The 17,682-nt window shown below is 69.9% G+C and carries 17 protein-coding genes; 9 read left to right on the top strand and 8 right to left on the bottom strand.

The genetic code is table 11. From position 1 onward, the window contains the following. Positions 1–34 precede the first annotated feature (34 nt). The gene (locus tag ACWDUD_RS12690) at positions 35–340 is read right to left on the bottom strand and encodes an antibiotic biosynthesis monooxygenase family protein (RefSeq protein ID WP_450109549.1); all 306 of its coding nucleotides are present in this window, start codon (positions 338–340) and stop codon (positions 35–37) included. Positions 341–372: 32 nt separating this feature from the next. On the opposite strand from ACWDUD_RS12690, the gene ACWDUD_RS12695 reads away from it, so the two are divergent. Beyond that, positions 373–1,119: an alpha/beta fold hydrolase gene (locus ACWDUD_RS12695; RefSeq protein ID WP_450109550.1), complete on the top strand. Its 747-nt coding sequence runs from the start codon at positions 373–375 to the stop codon at positions 1,117–1,119. Here the strand turns inward: ACWDUD_RS12695 and ACWDUD_RS12700 are convergent. Next, entirely contained in the window at positions 1,077–2,006 is a 930-nt protein-coding gene (locus ACWDUD_RS12700) for an A/G-specific adenine glycosylase (RefSeq protein ID WP_450109551.1), read from the bottom strand. The two genes, ACWDUD_RS12695 and ACWDUD_RS12700, sit on opposite strands and share 43 nt — an antisense overlap. Positions 2,007–2,096: 90 nt before the next feature. Between ACWDUD_RS12700 and ACWDUD_RS12705 the strand changes: the two genes are divergently transcribed. Together ACWDUD_RS12705 and ACWDUD_RS12710 are read left to right on the top strand one after the other, a co-directional pair. Beyond that, complete coding sequence (locus ACWDUD_RS12705; protein WP_450109552.1) at positions 2,097–2,723, top strand: carbonic anhydrase; 627 nt, start codon at positions 2,097–2,099, stop codon at positions 2,721–2,723. Between the two features lie 57 nt (positions 2,724–2,780). After that, on the top strand, positions 2,781–3,488 hold the full coding sequence (locus ACWDUD_RS12710) for a hypothetical protein (RefSeq protein ID WP_450109553.1): 708 nt from the start codon (positions 2,781–2,783) through the stop codon (positions 3,486–3,488). 49 nt (positions 3,489–3,537) lie between these two features. Here ACWDUD_RS12710 and disA read toward each other — a convergent pair whose 3' ends face one another. Further along, entirely contained in the window at positions 3,538–4,620 is a 1,083-nt protein-coding gene (disA, locus tag ACWDUD_RS12715) for a DNA integrity scanning diadenylate cyclase DisA (protein WP_197252300.1), read from the bottom strand. Positions 4,621–4,716: 96 nt separating this feature from the next. On the opposite strand from disA, the gene ACWDUD_RS12720 reads away from it, so the two are divergent. Continuing rightward, complete coding sequence (locus ACWDUD_RS12720) at positions 4,717–5,277, top strand: PaaI family thioesterase (protein WP_450109554.1); 561 nt, start codon at positions 4,717–4,719, stop codon at positions 5,275–5,277. A 25-nt stretch (positions 5,278–5,302) separates the two neighbouring features. Here ACWDUD_RS12720 and dinB read toward each other — a convergent pair whose 3' ends face one another. The 3 genes from dinB to ACWDUD_RS12735 all read right to left on the bottom strand — a co-directional run bounded on the left by dinB (position 5,303) and on the right by ACWDUD_RS12735 (position 8,690). Beyond that, positions 5,303–6,547: a DNA polymerase IV gene (dinB, locus tag ACWDUD_RS12725; protein ID WP_450109555.1), complete on the bottom strand. Its 1,245-nt coding sequence runs from the start codon at positions 6,545–6,547 to the stop codon at positions 5,303–5,305. A gap of 20 nt (positions 6,548–6,567) precedes the next feature. Further along, positions 6,568–7,956 carry a DNA repair protein RadA gene (radA, locus tag ACWDUD_RS12730; protein WP_248675797.1) on the bottom strand — a complete coding sequence of 463 codons (1,389 nt, stop codon included), beginning with the start codon at positions 7,954–7,956 and terminating at the stop codon, positions 6,568–6,570. 101 nt (positions 7,957–8,057) lie between these two features. Further along, on the bottom strand, positions 8,058–8,690 hold the full coding sequence (locus ACWDUD_RS12735) for a hypothetical protein (RefSeq protein WP_450109556.1): 633 nt from the start codon (positions 8,688–8,690) through the stop codon (positions 8,058–8,060). A gap of 290 nt (positions 8,691–8,980) precedes the next feature. Between ACWDUD_RS12735 and carD the strand changes: the two genes are divergently transcribed. Genes carD through rlmB form a run of 5 tightly spaced genes read left to right on the top strand, consistent with a single transcriptional unit; the run spans position 8,981 to position 13,086 of the window. Further along, positions 8,981–9,469: an RNA polymerase-binding transcription factor CarD gene (gene carD / locus ACWDUD_RS12740; protein WP_068155544.1), complete on the top strand. Its 489-nt coding sequence runs from the start codon at positions 8,981–8,983 to the stop codon at positions 9,467–9,469. Between the two features lie 33 nt (positions 9,470–9,502). Further along, positions 9,503–10,228 carry a 2-C-methyl-D-erythritol 4-phosphate cytidylyltransferase gene (ispD, locus tag ACWDUD_RS12745; RefSeq protein WP_450109557.1) on the top strand — a complete coding sequence of 242 codons (726 nt, stop codon included), beginning with the start codon at positions 9,503–9,505 and terminating at the stop codon, positions 10,226–10,228. Between the two features lie 4 nt (positions 10,229–10,232). Beyond that, positions 10,233–10,709 (top strand): 2-C-methyl-D-erythritol 2,4-cyclodiphosphate synthase, encoded by a 477-nt coding sequence (gene ispF / locus ACWDUD_RS12750; RefSeq protein ID WP_450109558.1) that lies wholly within the window; start codon positions 10,233–10,235, stop codon positions 10,707–10,709. Between the two features lie 11 nt (positions 10,710–10,720). Next, positions 10,721–12,115, top strand: a complete 1,395-nt coding sequence (gene cysS, locus ACWDUD_RS12755) for a cysteine--tRNA ligase (protein ID WP_450109559.1) — start codon at positions 10,721–10,723, stop codon at positions 12,113–12,115. After that, on the top strand, positions 12,115–13,086 hold the full coding sequence (rlmB, locus tag ACWDUD_RS12760; protein ID WP_197250929.1) for a 23S rRNA (guanosine(2251)-2'-O)-methyltransferase RlmB: 972 nt from the start codon (positions 12,115–12,117) through the stop codon (positions 13,084–13,086). Before cysS ends, rlmB begins: the two co-directional genes overlap by 1 nt. 28 nt (positions 13,087–13,114) lie before the next feature. Here rlmB and ACWDUD_RS12765 read toward each other — a convergent pair whose 3' ends face one another. After that, entirely contained in the window at positions 13,115–13,978 is an 864-nt protein-coding gene (locus ACWDUD_RS12765; protein ID WP_450109560.1) for a 5-oxoprolinase subunit C family protein, read from the bottom strand. Positions 13,979–14,022: 44 nt separating this feature from the next. After that, positions 14,023–17,649: a hydantoinase B/oxoprolinase family protein gene (locus ACWDUD_RS12770; protein WP_450109561.1), complete on the bottom strand. Its 3,627-nt coding sequence runs from the start codon at positions 17,647–17,649 to the stop codon at positions 14,023–14,025. Positions 17,650–17,682: the final 33 nt, after the last annotated feature.

Below are 17,682 nucleotides of genomic sequence, written 5' to 3' on the forward strand. Positions count from 1 at the left end.
GCGCGCGGCTGTCGTTCGGCTCAGCGGATGTGGGTCAGGACTTCTTGACGTCGAGGACGACCTCGAACTCGAGCAGCGACGCCCCGGTAGCGACCGGCTTCTTGGCTTCACCGGCGTGGGCGGCACGGGCATCGCCGTCACGCCACGCGGCGAACGCCTCCTCGGACTCCCACTGCGTCACCACGAAGTAGCGGGTCTCGCCCGCGGTCGGACGCAGCAGCTGGAAACCCAGGAATCCGGGCGACTTGTCCACGGTGCCCGCGCGATTCGCGAATCGCTTCTCCAGTTCGGGGCCTGCGGGCTCCGGGACCTCGATTGCGTTGATCTTCACGACTGCCATGGCGGCGAGCCTACTCCGCTACCTTGTCGGGTGTGTTGCACGACGAAGGTGGTTCCGGACGACCGATCCTGCTGCTGCACGGGCTGATGGGCAGCGCCCGCACATGGCGGCGGCACGTGCCGTGGCTGCGCGACCACGGGCACGTCCACACCTTCGACGCGGCCGCACACGGACGACCCGCCCCGGACGAGCTGACCACCGAAGCGTTCGTGGCCGATCTCGCCCGGCACCTCGACGACGCCAATTTCGACGAACCGCTCGTCGTCATCGGGCATTCGATGGGTGCACTGCACGCCTGGTGCCTGGCCGCCGCGCATCCGGACCGGGTGGCGGCTCTCGTTCTCGAGGACATGGCCCCCGACTTCCGTGGCCGCACCGCAGCGGACTGGGCGGCCGTGATCGGCGCCTGGCCGCAGCCGTTTCCCACCGAGGCCGCCGTCCACGACTACTTCGGACCGGTCGCCGGGCAGTACTTCCTCGACTCGTTCGAACGACGCGACGACGGTTGGTACCTGCACGGCGACGTCGCGACCTTCCGCGACATCTCCGAGGAATGGGGCACCCGGCACTTCTGGGACGAGTGGCGCGCGGTCGAGGCGCCGACGCTGCTCATCGAGGGCGAATACACCATCACGCCCGAAGGCCAGATGCTGCGGATGGCCGACGAACGCCCCGGAACGGCCTACGTGCGGATCGCCGGAGCGGGGCACCTCGTCCACGACGACAAGCCGGAGGACTACCGCGCGGCCGTCGAAGGATTCCTCGCCGGGCTCGGCTGACCGTCGGCCCCTTCACCCGCGAGCGCGAAGCGCCCGTCGTCCGTCTGCTCGACGAGTCCGTCGACGAGCAGCGAATGCAACGCGCGGTCGCGCTGGCCCGGGTCGACGAGCCACACGACGTCGAGCGCCGCCCGCTCCACCGGGCCCTCGCTCTCCCGCAGTACCGCCATCAACTTACCGCGCACCTGCCGGTCGGTCCCGGCGAACTTCTGCACCTTCTTCGGCGGGCCGTCGTGGGCGGGACTGCCGGCCTCGCGCCAGGCGCAACTCGGCAGCGGGCAGCGTCCGCATTCGGGAGAGCGGGCGGTGCAGACGGTCGCACCGAGTTCCATCAGTGCCGCGGAGAACGTCGCGGCCCGGGATCGGTTGCGCGGCAACAGGATTTCGACGTCGGCGAGGTCGCGGGTGGTCGACGGATTGCCCGGTTCGGCGCGGCCGTGCACGGCCCGCGCGACGACGCGCCGCACGTTGGTGTCGACGACCGGCACCCGCTGCCCGTATGCGAAACACGCGACCGCCCGCGCGGTGTACGCGCCGACGCCGGGCAGGCTCAACAGCGTCTCGACGTCCGCCGGGACCACGTCGCCGTGTTCGGCGGCGAGGACCCCGGCACACTCGTGCAGACGCAGTGCGCGCCGCGGGTAGCCGAGCTTGCCCCACGCCCGCAGCACGTCGGCCTGGGTCGACGCCGCCATCAGCGACGGCACCGGCCAACGCTGCACCCACTGCTCCCAGATCGGCGCGACCCGGGCGACGGGTGTCTGCTGGAGCATCACCTCCGACATGAGGATCTGCCAGCCGGTGACCCCTTCGCGTCGCCACGGAAGATCCCGCGCTTCGGCGGTGTACCAGCGCAGCAGTGCGGACGCGTCGACGGTCGATCTCACAAGATCTCCTATCGGTGTGTCGGAAGATTGTTTCGCGCCGTTGATCACACCGAACGATCAGCGACATCGGGCCAGGGGAATAATGGCCGCATGCCCAATTCGAATCCCATCTCCGCTTGGAAGGCCCTGACCGAGGGTAACGAGCGGTTCGTGTCCGGTGTCCCGCTGCACCCCAGCCAGAGTATCGACCGCCGCACAGAGCTCGTCGGTGGCCAGAATCCGACGGCAGTGCTGTTCGGTTGCGGCGACTCCCGCGTGGCGGCCGAGATCATCTTCGACCAGGGTCTCGGCGACATGTTCGTCGTCCGGACCGCCGGCCACGTGATCGACAGTGCGGTTCTCGGTTCCATCGAGTACGCCGTCGAGGTCCTGAACGTGCCGCTCGTCGTGATCCTCGGCCACGACAGCTGCGGCGCTGTGAAGGCCACTGTGTCCGCGTTGGACAAGGGCGACGTCCCTCCGGGATTCATCCGCGACGTCGTCGAGCGGGTCACCCCGTCGGTCCTCATGGGCCGCAGCGAGGGACTGACCCATCCCGACGAGCTCGAGGCGCGCCACGTCGTCGAGACCGCCAAGCTCCTGATGCAGCGTTCGCGGATCATCGCCGAGCGTGTCGAGGCCGGTCGTTGCGCCATCGTCGGCGTCACCTACACACTCTCCGACGGCCGCGTCAAGCTCCACAAGCATGTCGGCGACATCGGTGTGACGGTCGACTGACGCGACACGCCGACCTCGGTGTGGCCACGGCCCGAACCTGCACCTACCGTGTGAGGCGTGCTTCAACCGAACGGGCCGCTGCCCCCTGAGATCTACTGGCGCCGCCGCGCACTCGCCGTGGGTGTCGGCTTGGTCGTGCTGGCTCTGGTCGTGTGGCTGGTAATGGCACTGACCGGTGGCGGTGACGACCCCGAGCCGGAGAACACCGCCGCCGTGGTCACGTCGACGACGGCGACCACGACGACGTCCGCCGACGCCACCGCCGAGCCGGCCGCAGCCGGATCCGGCGGTGGGTCGTCGACGGGAACGTCGGCGGGAACGTCTGCGTCCGCCACGACCACCTCGAGTACGACCGCGACGCCGGTCGCCGCGGGGCAGTGCCCCGACCAGTCGCTGGCGGTTCGCGTGACCGCGGATCAGCCGAACTATCGCGTCGGCGACGAACCCGCGTTCACGATCGTCATCACCAACATCGGAACCGAGCAGTGCGAACGCGACCTCGGAGCCGGCCTGCAGCAGGTGCTGGTCTACAGCCTCGACGGGGGGACCCGATTCTGGTCGAACACCGACTGCTTCCCCGAGTCGACAGCGGACGTGCGCACGCTGGCTCCGGGTGACCAGGCGGCGTTCTCGGTGAAGTGGTCCGGCACCACGTCGGCGCCCGGCTGCCAGCAGCCGCGCGAACCGGTCGGTCCGGGCGCATACAGCGTCGTCGGCCAGCTCGGTGGGCTGCGCAGCACCCCGGAGCCGTTCAACGTCGCCTGAAGCGCGGTCTCGCCTGAGAGCGGAGTCTCGGTAGCCCGAGCGCAGCGAGTCAGTCGTACGGTCCGTTGATGGACGCCTCCGCGAGGCGTGACAGTCCTTCGCGGATGTACCGGGCCCAGAGGGCGCCGATGCCGTCGACGGACTGGATGTCCGCGGCGGTCGCCGCGAGCAGTCCCTGCAGGGTCCCGAACGATCCGACCAGCCGATGGATCTGCGCGGTCTGCAGCCGCGGCACCCGGTGCAGGACCCGGTATCCGCGCGGGCTCATCGCGGTGTCGAGAGCCTCGATCGTCCCCGGATATCCGAAGGCGCGGGCCAGGACCGTCAGGTCCAGCAGGTCGACGTCGGTCAGGTGTTCGAGGACCTCGAGGGTGCGTTCGACATCGGCGGACGACGGTGCCTCGGTTCCGGCGAGGTAGTCGCGGACGATGAGCTGGCGCGCCAGCTGGTTGTCGCCGACCAGTTCCTCGAGCTGCAGTGCCAGCTGCCGGCCGTCCGTGCCGAGTTCGAGCACGTCCTGTTCGATTTCCACCGACACGCGGTGCATCATCTCGAGGCGCTGGGCCACGGTCAGCGCGTCGCGCAGCGTCACGAAGTCCTCGATCTCGACCACGGACAGCTGACGGGTGACCTCGTCCAGCCGCGCCTTGTACCGCTCGAGGGTCGCGACGGCCTGGTTGGCGCGCGACAGGATCGTCGCGGAATCGTTGATGACGTGCCGGTGGCCGGCCACGTACACACTCACGATGCTCATCGACTGGCTCACCGACACCACCGGATAGCCGGTTTCGATCGCGGTGCGCTCGGCCGCGCGGTGCCGGGTCCCGGACTCGACGGTCGGGATGCGATGGTCGGGAACCAGCTGCACGTTGGCGCGCACGATGCGCGTTCCGTCGGTGGAGACGACGACGGCACCGTCCATCTTCGACAGTTCGCGCAGCCGGGTCGGGGCGAACTCGACGTCGAGTTCGAAACCGCCGTCGCACAGGGCCGCGACCCGCTCGTCGAAACCGAGGACGATCAGGCCGCCGGTGCGTCCGCGCAGGATCCGTTCGAGCCCGTCGCGCAGTGCCGTGCCGGGGGCGAGGCGGGCGATCGTGTCGCGCAGCGTCGCGGACGACACGTCGGACATACCTTGCTCCTCCCTCGGGCGGCCGATGCGGCGGCAATCACAATTGCACGGTCTACCCGGCGGAGGCAGCCGATCGCGGAACTACATTACTGCGTCATGAGTAGCACCTGGACGTTGCCCGCTGACCTCGTACTTCCGGAGATTCCGGAGAACCATCCGCGGCCGGGTGAGGCACTGCCCCCGCACTGGAGCAAGTGCTTCGGGTGCGGTGACGACCAGCCGGGCGGGCTGAAGATGCACTGCACGGTCGGGGAGGGGCTCGAGGTCCTCGGCCGCCTCGACGTCGCCACCTACTACCAGGGCGGACCGGGTTTCATCCACGGCGGCATCCTGACCAGCGCGTTCGACGAAGTTCAGGGCATGGCGTGCATGGTGTTGCAGCGGCCGGTCGTCACCGGTCATCTCCAGGTGGATTTCGCGCGGCCGATCCCGCTCGGGTCGGTGCTCGAGTTCCGCGCCCGGCTGGACGGCACGGTGCGCCGCAAGGTGTACACGAGCGCAGAGGTCCGCATCGTGGAGGGCCCGATGGCCGATCCCGACATCGTGGTCGCGACGTCCCGGGGTCTGTTCCTCACGGTCGGTGCCGAGCACTTCGACAAGGGCAAGGACTACGTCGACGGCGTCCCGGTCTCGCCGCACGGCACCTCGTCGGTGTAGCGCTACCTCGTCGGGCCGGCCCGGCTCAGTCCGGCAGGAGCGGCACGCCGGGGCGGTGATCGCGGCCGAGGAGTGTCGCGGACGTCAGGGACCCGGATCCGAAGCGGTTGTGCACGTCGTCGAGCACGGCGTCGAGGGCATGTCGGTCGATCGGCCGGTGTGTGACGACCTCGCCCGCGGCGTTGCCGCCTTGTTCGACGACGTCGTCGAACGGCAGTTCCAGCTGTTCGGTGTCCTCGTCGTCGAGATTGGTGACCGCGACACCCACGAGCGTCAGCCCGCGATCGGCGACGAGCGGCCACGCGGCATGCAGCAGGTCCAGGGCGGTGTCGCGGACGGTGTCGGTGCGCGCGGTCGCGACCGGCAGCGTGTGCGACCGGGTGATGCGCGTGTAGTCGGCGAAGCGCAGTCGCAGCACGACCGTGCGGCCGAGCCGATCGGCCGCCCGCATCCGCCGGGTCACCTTGTCGACGAGCAGCATGAGGGTCGCAGCCACGGAGTCCGAATCGTGGTAGCCGCGTCCGAGCGCGTGCTGGGCTCCCATCGACCGGCGTCGTCGCCGGGTGCGGACGGTCCGGGGATCGACGCCGTTGGCCAGTGCGTGCAGGTGGCGGCCGGTGGCCTTCCCGAGCAGCGCCACCAGGTCGCTCTCACTGTGGCTCGCGACGTCGGCGACGCGGCGGATGCCGTGGGCGTGCAGCGTGGCGGCGGTGACCTTGCCGACGCCCCACAGGCGTTCGACGGGCAGCGGATGCAGGAACTGCAGTTCGCCGTCCGGTGGCACGAGCAGCAGTCCGTCCGGTTTCGCGACGCCACTGGCGACCTTCGCGAGGAACTTCGTGCGCGCGACCCCGACGGTGATCGGCAGCCCGACCTGCTCGGCGACGTCGCGGCGCAGCCTTGTCGCGATCTCCAGGGGCGTGCCCGCGATCCGGCGCAGCCCGCCCACGTCGAGGAACGCCTCGTCGATGGAGATGCCCTCCACGATCGGGCTCGTCCGGTCGAAGACGGCGAACACGTCGCGGCTCGCGCGGGTGTAGGCGTCCATGCGCGGCGGTACCGAGATCAGGCCCGGACACAGCGCGCGGGCGGCCCGTCCGGACATTGCCGTCTTGATCCCGTACGCCTTCGCCTCGTAGCTCGCGGCAAGCACGACCCCGCCGCCCACGACTACCGGCCGGCCCCGCAGCCACGGATCGTCGCGCTGCTCCACCGACGCGTAGAACGCGTCGAGGTCGGCGTGCAGGATCGTCGCATCGGACACGAACATATGTTCGCATCCGGCACCGACTAGCTCCGCAGCGCCGCCAGCGCCTGTCCGACGTTGCCCACCTCGGTCGCCTTCACCGACTTGGGGACGCCCTCGGTGCCGGGCGGGACCAGCGCGCGGGTGAAGCCGAGCCGGCCGGCCTCTGCGAGTCGCCGGCCCACGCCGGACACGCGCCGGACCTCACCGGCGAGCCCGACCTCGCCGAGCAGTACCGTGCCCGCCGGCAGCGGTTTCTCGCGCACCGCCGACGCGACCGCGAGTGCCAGGGCGAGGTCCGCGGACGGATCGGTGATCCGCATGCCGCCGACCGTCGACGCATAGACGTCGCACTTGCCCAGCGGGATCCTGCAGCGACGTTCCAGCACGGCGAGGACCATCGCGACCCGGGCGGAGTCGAGCCCGCTCACCGCCCGCCGCGGCGACGGGTTGTGGGTGGGCACCACCAGCGCCTGCAACTCACCGAGCATCGGACGCTTGCCGTCCATGGTCACGGTGATCGCGGTTCCGGCGACCTCCTCGGTGCGGTGCTGCAGGAACAGCCCGGACGGGTCGCTGACTCCGGCGATGCCGTCCTCGGACAGTTCGAAGCAGCCGACCTCGTCGGCGGCCCCGAAACGGTTCTTCACGCCGCGCACCATGCGCAGCGTCGAATGCTTGTCTCCTTCGAAGTGCAGCACGACGTCGACGAGATGCTCGAGCGATCGTGGCCCGGCGACCGCGCCGTCCTTGGTGACGTGACCGATGAGCAGCACCGGGACGCCGCTGGCCTTGGCGAGCGAGGTCAGCGCGCTGGTGACGGCCCGCACCTGGGTGACACCGCCGGAGACGCCTTCGACGTCGGCGGCGAGCATCGTCTGCACGGAGTCGACGACGAGCAGCGTCGGCTTCACCTGTTCGACGTGACCGAAGATCGTCGCGAGATCGGATTCGGCGGCGAGGAAGACCCGTTCGTGCACCGAGCCGGTGCGATCGGCGCGCAGCCGCACCTGACCAGCGGATTCCTCGCCGGTGACGTACAGCGAGCGGTCGTCGGGGCTGCGCTGTGCCCAGCGGTGCACGACCTCGAGGAGCAGCGTGGACTTACCGACGCCCGGTTCACCGGCGAGCAGAACGACCGACCCCGGCACCACCCCACCGCCGAGCACCCGGTCGAGTTCGGAGATGCCGGTCGGTTTGGCGTGCGTGGCCTTGCCGTCGACGAGCGTCAGCGGCGTGGCGGGTGTGGTCGGCAGGATCGCGGCGGCACCGGCGCGCGCCAGAGAGGTTCCCGGGCGTGCGGCGACCGCGGCGGGAACGGCCGCTGTCTCGTCCATCGACCCCCACGTGCCGCACTCGGGGCAGCGCCCCACCCATTTCGCGACGGTGTGCGCGCAGTCGCTGCAACGGTAGATCGATTTCGTCTTGGCCACGGACAGCACGATAGAGGCGCGGACCGACACCGGACCTCCACCGAAACGAGGGCGGGGCCGGACGAGCAATGCTCGTCCGGCCCCGCCCTCGTGAGATCGGGTCAGTGGCTCTCGCCGACCACCGGAGACTTGTCGGACTCGTGCCGCTCCATCTCCGGGCCCGCGTCGACGGGAACGCTGACGGTCACGTCGCCGGCCTCGGCGAACGTGAAGGTGACCGGGATGGTCAGGCCGGGGCGGACGCCCTCCTTCAGGCCGGTCAGCTCGACGGCGACGGGCACCGCGGTGTCCGGCTCCTCCTCGTCACCGGCCGGCTTCGGCGACTCGTCGACGACGAGTCCCTCGGCCTCGGCGGCCTCGGCAGGCGGAAGACCTGCGACGACGGAGCGGCCCGGCGGAATCTCGAGGTCACCGACACCGGTCGCGGCGGCCGCGAAATCGGTGGAGATGCCGGTCAGCTTGTCCGGGGTGTACGGATCGAGGTTGACGATGCTGAAGCCGAGGGCGGCCTTGCCGCCGGGCTCGAGGGAGTACTCCTCGGAATCGGGGTAGATCACGTGCACATTGCGCAGTGCGATCTGGCCGACGTTGCCGCTGTTGCCGTTGATGGCCGCGACCTGGGTGGCGGTCTGGCTGATCTGGCCGGCGCCGCATGCGGACAGTGTGAGCGCTGCCCCGGCGGCCAGGGCGAGAGCAGTCGCGACTCGGCGAGTCGGCGCGTTCAGAGCAGTCACGGGTTGTCCTCCACTCGAGTAAGGCTCGCAATCCACTAGGCAGAGTAGTAGTTGCCGGCGGCGCAGTCTTCCCCGGGGCCGTTCCGGCGGCACACCGATTGCACGGCGACGCGTACGCGCGCCCTGCGAATCATGATATTGGGCGGCCTGTGTCGGAAGTCACGAGATGCACGGAACCGGTTGCATGTCAAGCCCTACGCGCATGCGTCGGTGCCCCTGACCTGCACCGTTGATGAGGGGCGAATGTGGTCGCGTGTTAAACTCGAAGAATCGAAAGGGGCACGGGACACATGATTTTCAAGGTCGGAGACACCGTCGTATACCCCCATCACGGTGCGGCGCTGATCGAAGCAATCGAAACACGCACCATCAAGGGTGAGCAGAAGGAATATCTGGTTCTGAAAGTCGCGCAGGGCGACCTGACCGTACGGGTACCTGCTGAAAACGCGGAATACGTCGGTGTTCGCGACGTCGTCGGGCAAGAAGGCCTCGACAAGGTTTTCCAGGTTCTGCGCGCACCACACACCGAAGAGCCGACCAACTGGTCGCGCCGATACAAGGCCAACCTCGAGAAGCTCGCGTCCGGCGACGTGAACAAGGTCGCGGAAGTTGTGCGCGACCTGTGGCGTCGTGAGCAGGATCGCGGACTTTCCGCAGGTGAGAAGCGGATGCTCGCCAAGGCTCGGCAGATCCTCGTCGGTGAGCTCGCGCTCGCCGAGGGAACGGACGACGTCAAGGCGGAGACGCTGCTCGACGAGGTGCTCGCCGCCGCGTCCTGAGGCGTGGCAGCAGCGAACATCGAAAAACAGCAGTTGAACGATCGTAGCGGGCCGGTCGTCGGAATCATTCCGGCGGCCGGCCGCGGCGTACGTCTGGGGGAATCGCTTCCCAAGGCGTTCGTCGAACTCGGAGGCCGCACGATGCTCGACCGTGCGGTGCACACCATGATCGACTCCGGCGCGGTCGACCGCGTCGTGATCATCGTGCCTGCCGAACTGGCCGGGACACCCGTCGACGAGCTCGTCGGGGCCGTCCCGGACGGACGCATCACGGTGGTCGCCGGTGGCGCGGAGCGCGCCGACTCGGTGCGGGCCGGCCTCGACGCCGCGGGCGACGCCCGATTCGTGCTCGTGCACGACGCGGCGCGGGCCCTGACCCCGCCGGACCTGTGCGTGCGGGTCGCGGGGGAACTGCGCGAGGGCAAGGACGCGGTGATTCCGGTCCTGCCGGTCGCCGACACCATCAAGAGCATCGACACCGACGGGTGGGTCACCGGCACACCGGACCGGTCCACCCTGCGTGCGGTGCAGACTCCTCAGGGATTCGACATCGCGTTGCTGCGCCGGGCGAACGACGACGCCGGTGACGCCACCGACGACGCGGGCCTCGTCGAACGGCTCGGTGAGCGGGTGCACACCGTCGCCGGCGACCCTCTGGCCTTCAAGATAACGACGCCGTTGGACCTGGTCCTGGCCCGAGCGCTGCTCGAGTCGGAGACCGGAGCCCGGGAATCGGCCGAACGAGAACAGGAGCGTTAGCACCGTGCGAGTCGGTATCGGATCCGACGTCCACCCCGTCGAGGCAGGGAAACCGTGCTGGATGGCGGGGCTGCTGTTCGAGGGTGCCGACGGGTGCTCGGGCCATTCGGACGGTGATGTCGCAGCTCACGCGCTGTGCGATGCGTTGCTCTCCGCCGCGGGTCTCGGCGATCTCGGTTCCGTGTTCGGCACGGATCGGCCGGAGATGGCCGGGGCGAGCGGGGCGTCGATGCTCGCCGAGGTCCGGCGACTGCTCGACGCGAACGGTTTCACGATCGGGAACGCCGCGGTCCAGGTCATCGGGAATCGCCCGAAGATCGGGCCGCGTCGCGACGAGGCGCAGAAGGTCCTGTCCGACGTGCTCGGCGCCCCGGTATCGGTCTCGGCGACCACCACCGACGGGCTCGGCCTCACCGGCCGGGGCGAGGGTGTGGCGGCGATCGCGACTGCTCTGGTCCTGCCCCTCGAGACGGAACGGTAGGATCGCTGGTCGTGACCTTGCGCCTTTACGACACCGAAACGCGGGCCGTGCGGGATTTCGTCCCGCTGGTCCCCGGCCATGCCTCGGTGTACCTGTGTGGCGCCACCGTGCAGGGCGAACCCCATATCGGTCATGTGCGCAGTGGCGTCGCGTTCGACGTACTGCGTCGGTGGCTGTCCGCGCAAGGCCTGGACGTCGCTTTTGTGAGAAATGTCACAGACATCGACGACAAGATTCTCCGGAAGGCCGCCGAGGCGGGTCGCCCGTGGTGGGAGTGGAAGTCGACGTACGAGCGCGCCTTCAACCGCGCCTACGACGCCCTCGGAGTACTGCCGCCGTCCGTGGAGCCCCGCGCGACCGGCCACATCACCCAGATGGTCGACCTGATGCAGCGGCTCATCGACGCGGGCCACGCCTACGCGGCCGACGGCAACGTCTACTTCGACGTGCTCAGCTACCCGGAGTACGGATCCCTGTCCGGGCACAAGCTCGAAGACGTCCACCAGGGCGAGAGCGCGGGCCAGGGCAAGCGCGACCCCCGCGACTTCACGATGTGGAAGGCCGAGAAGCCCGGTGAACCGTCCTGGCCGACCCCGTGGGGTCGCGGACGGCCGGGCTGGCACCTCGAGTGCTCGGCGATGGCCGGCTACTACCTGGGCGGGACCTTCGACATCCACTGCGGCGGCATGGACCTGGTGTTCCCGCACCACGAGAACGAGATCGCGCAGGCCAAGGCCGCGGGCGACGGTTTCGCGCGGTACTGGCTGCACAACGGCTGGGTCACCATGGGCGGCGAGAAGATGTCCAAGTCGCTCGGCAACGTGCTGTCGATCCCGAACGTGCTCGAGCACGTCCGTCCACAGGAACTGCGGTACTACCTGGGCAGTGCCCACTACCGTTCGATGCTCGAGTACTCCGATGCGGCACTGCAGGAGGCGGCCGCCGCCTACCGGGGCCTCGAATCGTTCGTGCTCAAGACCCGCGACCGCGCGGGCGACGTCCCGCTCGGGACCTGGACCGAGGCGTTCGCCGCGGCTCTCGACGACGACCTGGGTGTGCCGAAGGCGCTCGCCGAGATCCACGGCCGGCGCAGCGAGGGCAACAAGGCGCTCGACGCGGGCGACCTCGACGCCGCCGTGCACATCGCGGGCCAGGTCCGCGCGATGCTCGGCGTCCTCGGTCTCGACCCGCTCGATCCGCACTGGCTGGAGCAGTCCCGCGACGAATCCGCGGCGCTCGCTGCGCTCGATGTGCTCGTCGCCGCCGAACTCGAGCGGCGTCAGCTCGCGCGCGCGGAGAAGAACTGGGCGGTCGCCGACGAAGTGCGCGACCGGATGGCGAAGGCGGGCATCGAAGTGACCGATACGCCGAACGGACCCGAGTGGTCCTTGAAAGCAGGGCAGTGATGGCTGGCAATTCTCAGCGCCGCGGAGCAGTCCGCAAGGGCGGAAGCAAGAAGGGGCAGGTCGTCGGCTCCGGCGGTCAGCGACGCCGTGGTCTCGAGGGTCGCGGCGCGACCCCGAAGGCCGAGGACCGGCCGTACCATCCCGCTGCCCGGCGTGCGCGTGCCGCCGCGAAGAACGCCGACCAGCGCGGCGGTGGCGGAGGTCGCCGACCGGCTGGCCGGAAGGCCGAGGACGGTCCGGAAATGGTGCTCGGCCGTAACCCGGTCGTCGAGTGCCTGCGGGCCGGTGTGCCCGCGACCGCGCTGTACGTCGCGATCGGCGCCGAGTCCGACGAGCGGCTCAAGGAAGCCGTCCAGCGCGCCGCCGAGACGGGGATCTCGATCCTCGAGGTGCAGCGCAGCGAGCTCGACCGGCTCACCGCGAACGGCATGCACCAGGGCATCGGTCTCCAGGTGCCGCCGTACCGGTACGCGCACCCGGACGATCTGATCGCGGCCGCCCGCGACAACCACGAGCGGCCGCTGCTGGTGGCGCTCGACAACATCTCCGACCCGCGCAACCTCGGTGCCGTCATCCGCTCGGTCGCCGCATTCGGTGGGCACGGCGTGGTCATCCCGCAGCGCCGCAGCGCGTCGGTGACGGCCGTCGCGTGGCGTACCAGCGCCGGTGCCGCGGCGCGGCTTCCCGTCGCGCGGGCCACGAACCTGACGCGGACCCTCAAGGACTGGCAGTCCCAGGGTGTGCGGGTCGTGGGTCTCGACGCGGGTGGCGACACGAGCCTCGACGACTTCGACGGCACCGATCCGGTCGTGGTCGTCGTCGGTTCCGAGGGCAAGGGCCTGTCGCGCCTCGTCCGCGAGACGTGCGATTCGATCCTGTCGATCCCGATGGCCGGCGACGTCGAGTCGCTCAATGCGTCGGTCGCGGCGGGCGTCGTCCTCGCCGACATCGCGCGTCAGCGCCGCAAGTGACACGGCGACGGTGACGGGTTCGCCCCCGTCACCGTGCGCGATGGAACCGGATGTGGTGTCCCGGCCGCAGTTGCGCTGCGATGTGCACGTCCTCGGGCACGACGACCGCGATCACCGGATAGTCGCCGACGGCGGGATGGTCCGCGAGCAGCAGGATGGGATGCCCGTCCCGGGGAACCTGGATCGCTCCCGCGACCGTCGGCTCGCCGGCGAACCTGTCCCGACCGGCCCGGTGCAGGGGCCCCGGTCCGTGCAGACGGATTCCGCGGCGATCGAGTTCCGGTGTGACCGACCAGATCTCCCGGGTCAGTGCTTCGACCGCTCCGGGTGTGAACCAGTGTTCCTGGGGTCCGCGACGGACCCGCAGCACGGCCGGTTCGGGCGTCTCGGCGGGCGGCGGAATCTGCACTTCCGTCGGCAGTTCCGCGGCGAGTCCCCCCACGAGCAGGCGGTCCCCGGCGCGCACGGGCGCCGGGCCGACCCCGGACAGCGTGTCGGTGGCGCGGCTGCCGAGCACCTCCGGCACGTCGATGCCGCCGCGCACCCCCACATACGTGCGTAATCCCTCCGACGGGGCGCCGAGTGTGAGGACATCACCGTCGTTCAGGCGCAGCATCGCGTAGTCGCCCTGCGGCCGGCCGTTCACCGCGACCGCGACCCGGGCGCCGGTGACCGCGACGATCGTCGGCCCGATACTGCGGATCTCGAGCCCGCCGACGGTCACCTCGAGGGTTGCGGCAACTGGGTCGTTGCCGACGAGGCGGTTCGCTGTGTCGTGCGAGGTGAGGTCCGCCGCACCGGATTCGGAGATCCCGGCCTCGGCGTCCCCGGCGCGTCCACGATCCTGGATCGTGGTCAGAGCTCCGCTGCGAACGATCTCGAGCCAAGCCATACCGAGATTCTCGCGCACCGGGCCGTCCGGTGCCCGGGGTTTCGTCAGGGCCGGCCGTACCCTCCTCCGCCCGGTGTTTCGACGAGCAGGACGTCGCCCGGCCCGACGTCCACCGAATCGCATCCGGCCATCTCGGTCACCGAGCCGTCGGCGCGTTCGATCCGGTTCGCGCCGAGCGACCCCGGCTCGCCGCCGGCCATGCCGTAGGGCGGAACACGCCGATGCCCGGACAGGGTGCTGACGGTCATCGGCTCGAGGAACCGGATCCGCCGGGTGCCGCCGTCACCGCCGTGCCAGCGGCCGCGACCGCCGCTGCCCGCGCGGATCGAGTACTCCTCGAGCAGCACCGGCAGCCGCCATTCGAAGACCTCCGGGTCGGTGAGCCGCGAGTTCGTCATGTGCGTCTGGACCACCGAGGTGCCGTCGAAGCCGTCGCCCGCGCCGGATCCCGAGCCGAGCGTCTCGTAGTACTGGTGCCGCGCGTTGCCGAAGGTGACGTTGTTCATCGTGCCGGCGCCCTCGGCCTGCACCCGCAGCGCCGCGTAGAGCGCGCCGGTCACGGCCTGTGAGGTCTCGACGTTCCCCGCGACCACCGCGGCCGGGTACTCGGGCGCGAGCATCGACCCCTCCGGGATGACGATGTGCAGCGGGCGCAGGCATCCGTCGTTGAGTGGGATGTCGTCCGCGACGAGTGTCCGGAACACGTACAGCACCGCGGCACGCGCCACCGCCGTCGGCGCGTTGAAGTTCGTCGGCAGCTGGGCGGAGGTTCCGGTGAAATCGATCGTCGCCGAACGTGATTCGCGGTCGACGGTGACGCGGACCTCGATCACCGCACCCGAATCCGTCTCGTACCGGTAGTGCCCGTCCTCGAGTCGGTCGACGACGCGGCGCACCTCCTCCTCGGCGTTGTCCTGCACGTGCCGCATGTAGGCCTGCACGACGTCGAGTCCGAAGTGCTCGATCATCCGGCCGACCTCGGTGACGCCACGCGCGTTCGCGGCGACCTGGGCGCGCAGATCCGCGAGGTTCGTGTCGGGATTGCGCGACGGATACGGCCCGGAGGTGAGGAGTTCCCGCGTCTCGTCGGTGCGGAAGTTGCCGTTCTCGACGAGCAGCCAGTTGTCGAACAGCACGCCCTCCTCACGGATGTCGCGGCTGCCCGCCGGCATCGAACCCGGTGTCAGGCCGCCGATCTCGGCGTGGTGCCCGCGTGATGCGACGTGGAACAGGATGGTGTCGCCGTCGGCATCGAACACCGGGGTGATGACCGTGACGTCCGGCAGGTGGGTGCCGCCGTGGTACGGATCGTTGACGGCGTACACATCGCCCGGCTTCATCGAACCCACTCGGCGCCGCACGACCTCCTGGACGCTGGTGCCCATGGACCCGAGATGCACCGGGATGTGCGGGGCGTTCGCGATGAGATTGCCGTCCGGATCGAACAGCGCGCACGAGAAGTCCAGTCGCTCTTTGATGTTGACGGACTGAGCGGTGGATTCGAGGGTGGTGCCCATCTGTTCGGCGATCGACATGAACAGGTTGTTGAAGATTTCCAGCAGCACCGGGTCGGCCTCGGTGCCGACGTCCGCGCCGGCGAGAGCCGCGAGTCGTTCGAGTACCAGATGACCGTGATCGGACAGCGTTGCCCGCCAGCCGTTCTCGACGACGGTGGTGGACAGGTCCTCGGCGACGATCGCAGGGCCGGCGACCTCGGTGCCGGGTGTCAGATGCTCGCGCCGGTACAACGGCACTTCGCGCCACGCACCGTCGACGAACATCCTCACCCGGGCGGGAGGCTGCTCGCCGCGGGCGTCGGCACTGCCGAGACCGGTCAGATCGGGACGGCGGGTCAACCCGGCGGCCTCGATCGCGACCGCGTCGACGATCAGCGGCCGGTCCATGAGGAACGAATACGTGCGCCGGTGTATCGCCTCGAACTCCGAGGTCATCGTCGCCGGGTCGGCCAGCGGTACCGGCACCGACGTGTCGGTCCCGTCGTACCGCAGATGCGCGGACCGGCTCACCACGATCCGGTCGTCGGGGATGTCCTCGTCCCGCAGCTCCGCACGGGCGTCGGCCTCCAGCTCGCCGGCGACAGCGTGCAGCCGGGGCATCGCCTCGTCGGACAGTTCGACGACGACGGACTGTTCGCGCATCGCGGCGGTGTCGGCCAGGCCCATTCCGAGAGCGGAGAGCACACCGGCGAGCGGCGGCACCAGCACCGTGCGGATGCCGAGCACATCGGCGACCGCGCAGGCGTGCTGGCCGCCCGCCCCGCCGAAGGTGGTCAGCGCGTACTCGGTGACGTCGTGCCCCTTCTGCACCGAGATCTTCTTGACCGCGTTCGCCATGTTCGAGACCGCGATCTGCAGGAAGCCCTCGGCGACCTGCTCCGGGGAACGGTCGTCGCCGGTGGCGGTGCGGATCTCCGCGGCGAGGTCGGTGAATCGGGCACGCACCGTGTCGCTGTCGAGGGGCTGGTCGCCGCCCGGACCGAACACGTGCGGGAAGTGCTCGGGCTGGACGCGACCCAGCATCACGTTGGCGTCGGTGACCGTCAGCGGCCCGCCGTTCCGGTAGGACGCCGGACCGGGATCGGCACCCGCCGAATCGGGACCGACCCGGTAGCGGCTGCCGTCGAAGTGCAGAATCGACCCGCCGCCGGCGGCGACGGTGTGGATGTCCATCATCGGTGCGCGCAGCCGCACACCCGCGACGACGGTATCGAACACCCGCTCGTACTCACCGGCATAGTGCGACACGTCGGTGGACGTGCCGCCCATGTCGAAGCCGACGACCTTCCCGAACCCGGCGATCTCCGACATCCGGGTCATGCCCACGATGCCGCCGGCCGGCCCGGACAGGATGGCGTCCTTGCCGCGGAAGTGCTGCGCCTCGGTCAGGCCGCCGTTGGACTGCATGAACATCAGCCGCACCCCGGGCAGCTGCTCGGCGACACGGTCGACGTAGTTGCGCAGCACCGGCGACAGGTAGGCGTCGACGACAGCGGTGTCTCCGCGCGGCACCACCTTCATCAAGGGGCTGGCGACCGCGGACAGCGAGATCTGGCCGAAGCCGATCTTCTCGGCGAGTTCCCCGACCGCGCGTTCGTGCTCGGGATACAGGTGGCTGTGCATGCAGACGACCGCGACCGAGTCGATGCCGTCCGCGTGTGCGGCGCGCAATTCCGGTTCGAGCGCATCGAGGTCGGGGGCCCGCAGCACGGTCCCGTCGGCGCGGACCCGTTCGTCCACCTCGATCACCCGCTCGTACAGCAGCTCGGGCAGCACGATGTTGCGGTCGAAGATGCGCGGCCGGTTCTGGTAGCCGATGCGCAGGGCGTCGCGGAAGCCGGCGGTGATCACCAGCGCCGTGCGCACACCCTTGCGTTCGAGCAGTGCGTTCGTCGCGACGGTGGTGCCCATGCGGACCTGCTCGACGAGATCGGCGCCGACGGGTGCGTCCTCGGGCACGCCGAGCAGCGCGCGGATACCCGCCACGGCCGCGTCACGGTAGCGGGACGGATTCTCCGACAGCAGCTTGTGGGTGACCAGCGTGCCGTCGGGTCGCCGCCCGACGACGTCGGTGAAGGTGCCCCCACGATCGATCCAGAATTCCCACCGCCCGGTCCCGGGGTTCTGCTTGTCTGCCGTGTCCTCCGTCGCCATGAAAGGAGCGTATCGACTCCGATCAGGCGGGCC

The organism is Rhodococcus sp. NPDC003382, from assembly GCF_053589135.1.

Excerpts from the sequence above, each read along its gene's own strand:
- ACWDUD_RS12690 (WP_450109549.1), bottom strand. The coding sequence starts at position 340 with ATGGCAGTCGTGAAGATCAACGCAATCGAGGTCCCGGAGCCCGCAGGC.
- ACWDUD_RS12705 (WP_450109552.1), top strand. The coding sequence starts at position 2,097 with ATGCCCAATTCGAATCCCATCTCCGCTTGGAAGGCCCTGACCGAGGGT.
- disA (WP_197252300.1), bottom strand. The coding sequence starts at position 4,620 with ATGTCCGACGTGTCGTCCGCGACGCTGCGCGACACGATCGCCCGCCTC.
- ACWDUD_RS12720 (WP_450109554.1), top strand. The coding sequence starts at position 4,717 with ATGAGTAGCACCTGGACGTTGCCCGCTGACCTCGTACTTCCGGAGATT.
- dinB (WP_450109555.1), bottom strand. The coding sequence starts at position 6,547 with ATGTTCGTGTCCGATGCGACGATCCTGCACGCCGACCTCGACGCGTTC.
- carD (WP_068155544.1), top strand. The coding sequence starts at position 8,981 with ATGATTTTCAAGGTCGGAGACACCGTCGTATACCCCCATCACGGTGCG.
- rlmB (WP_197250929.1), top strand. The coding sequence starts at position 12,115 with ATGGCTGGCAATTCTCAGCGCCGCGGAGCAGTCCGCAAGGGCGGAAGC.
- ACWDUD_RS12765 (WP_450109560.1), bottom strand. The coding sequence starts at position 13,978 with ATGGCTTGGCTCGAGATCGTTCGCAGCGGAGCTCTGACCACGATCCAG.
- ACWDUD_RS12770 (WP_450109561.1), bottom strand. The coding sequence starts at position 17,649 with ATGGCGACGGAGGACACGGCAGACAAGCAGAACCCCGGGACCGGGCGG.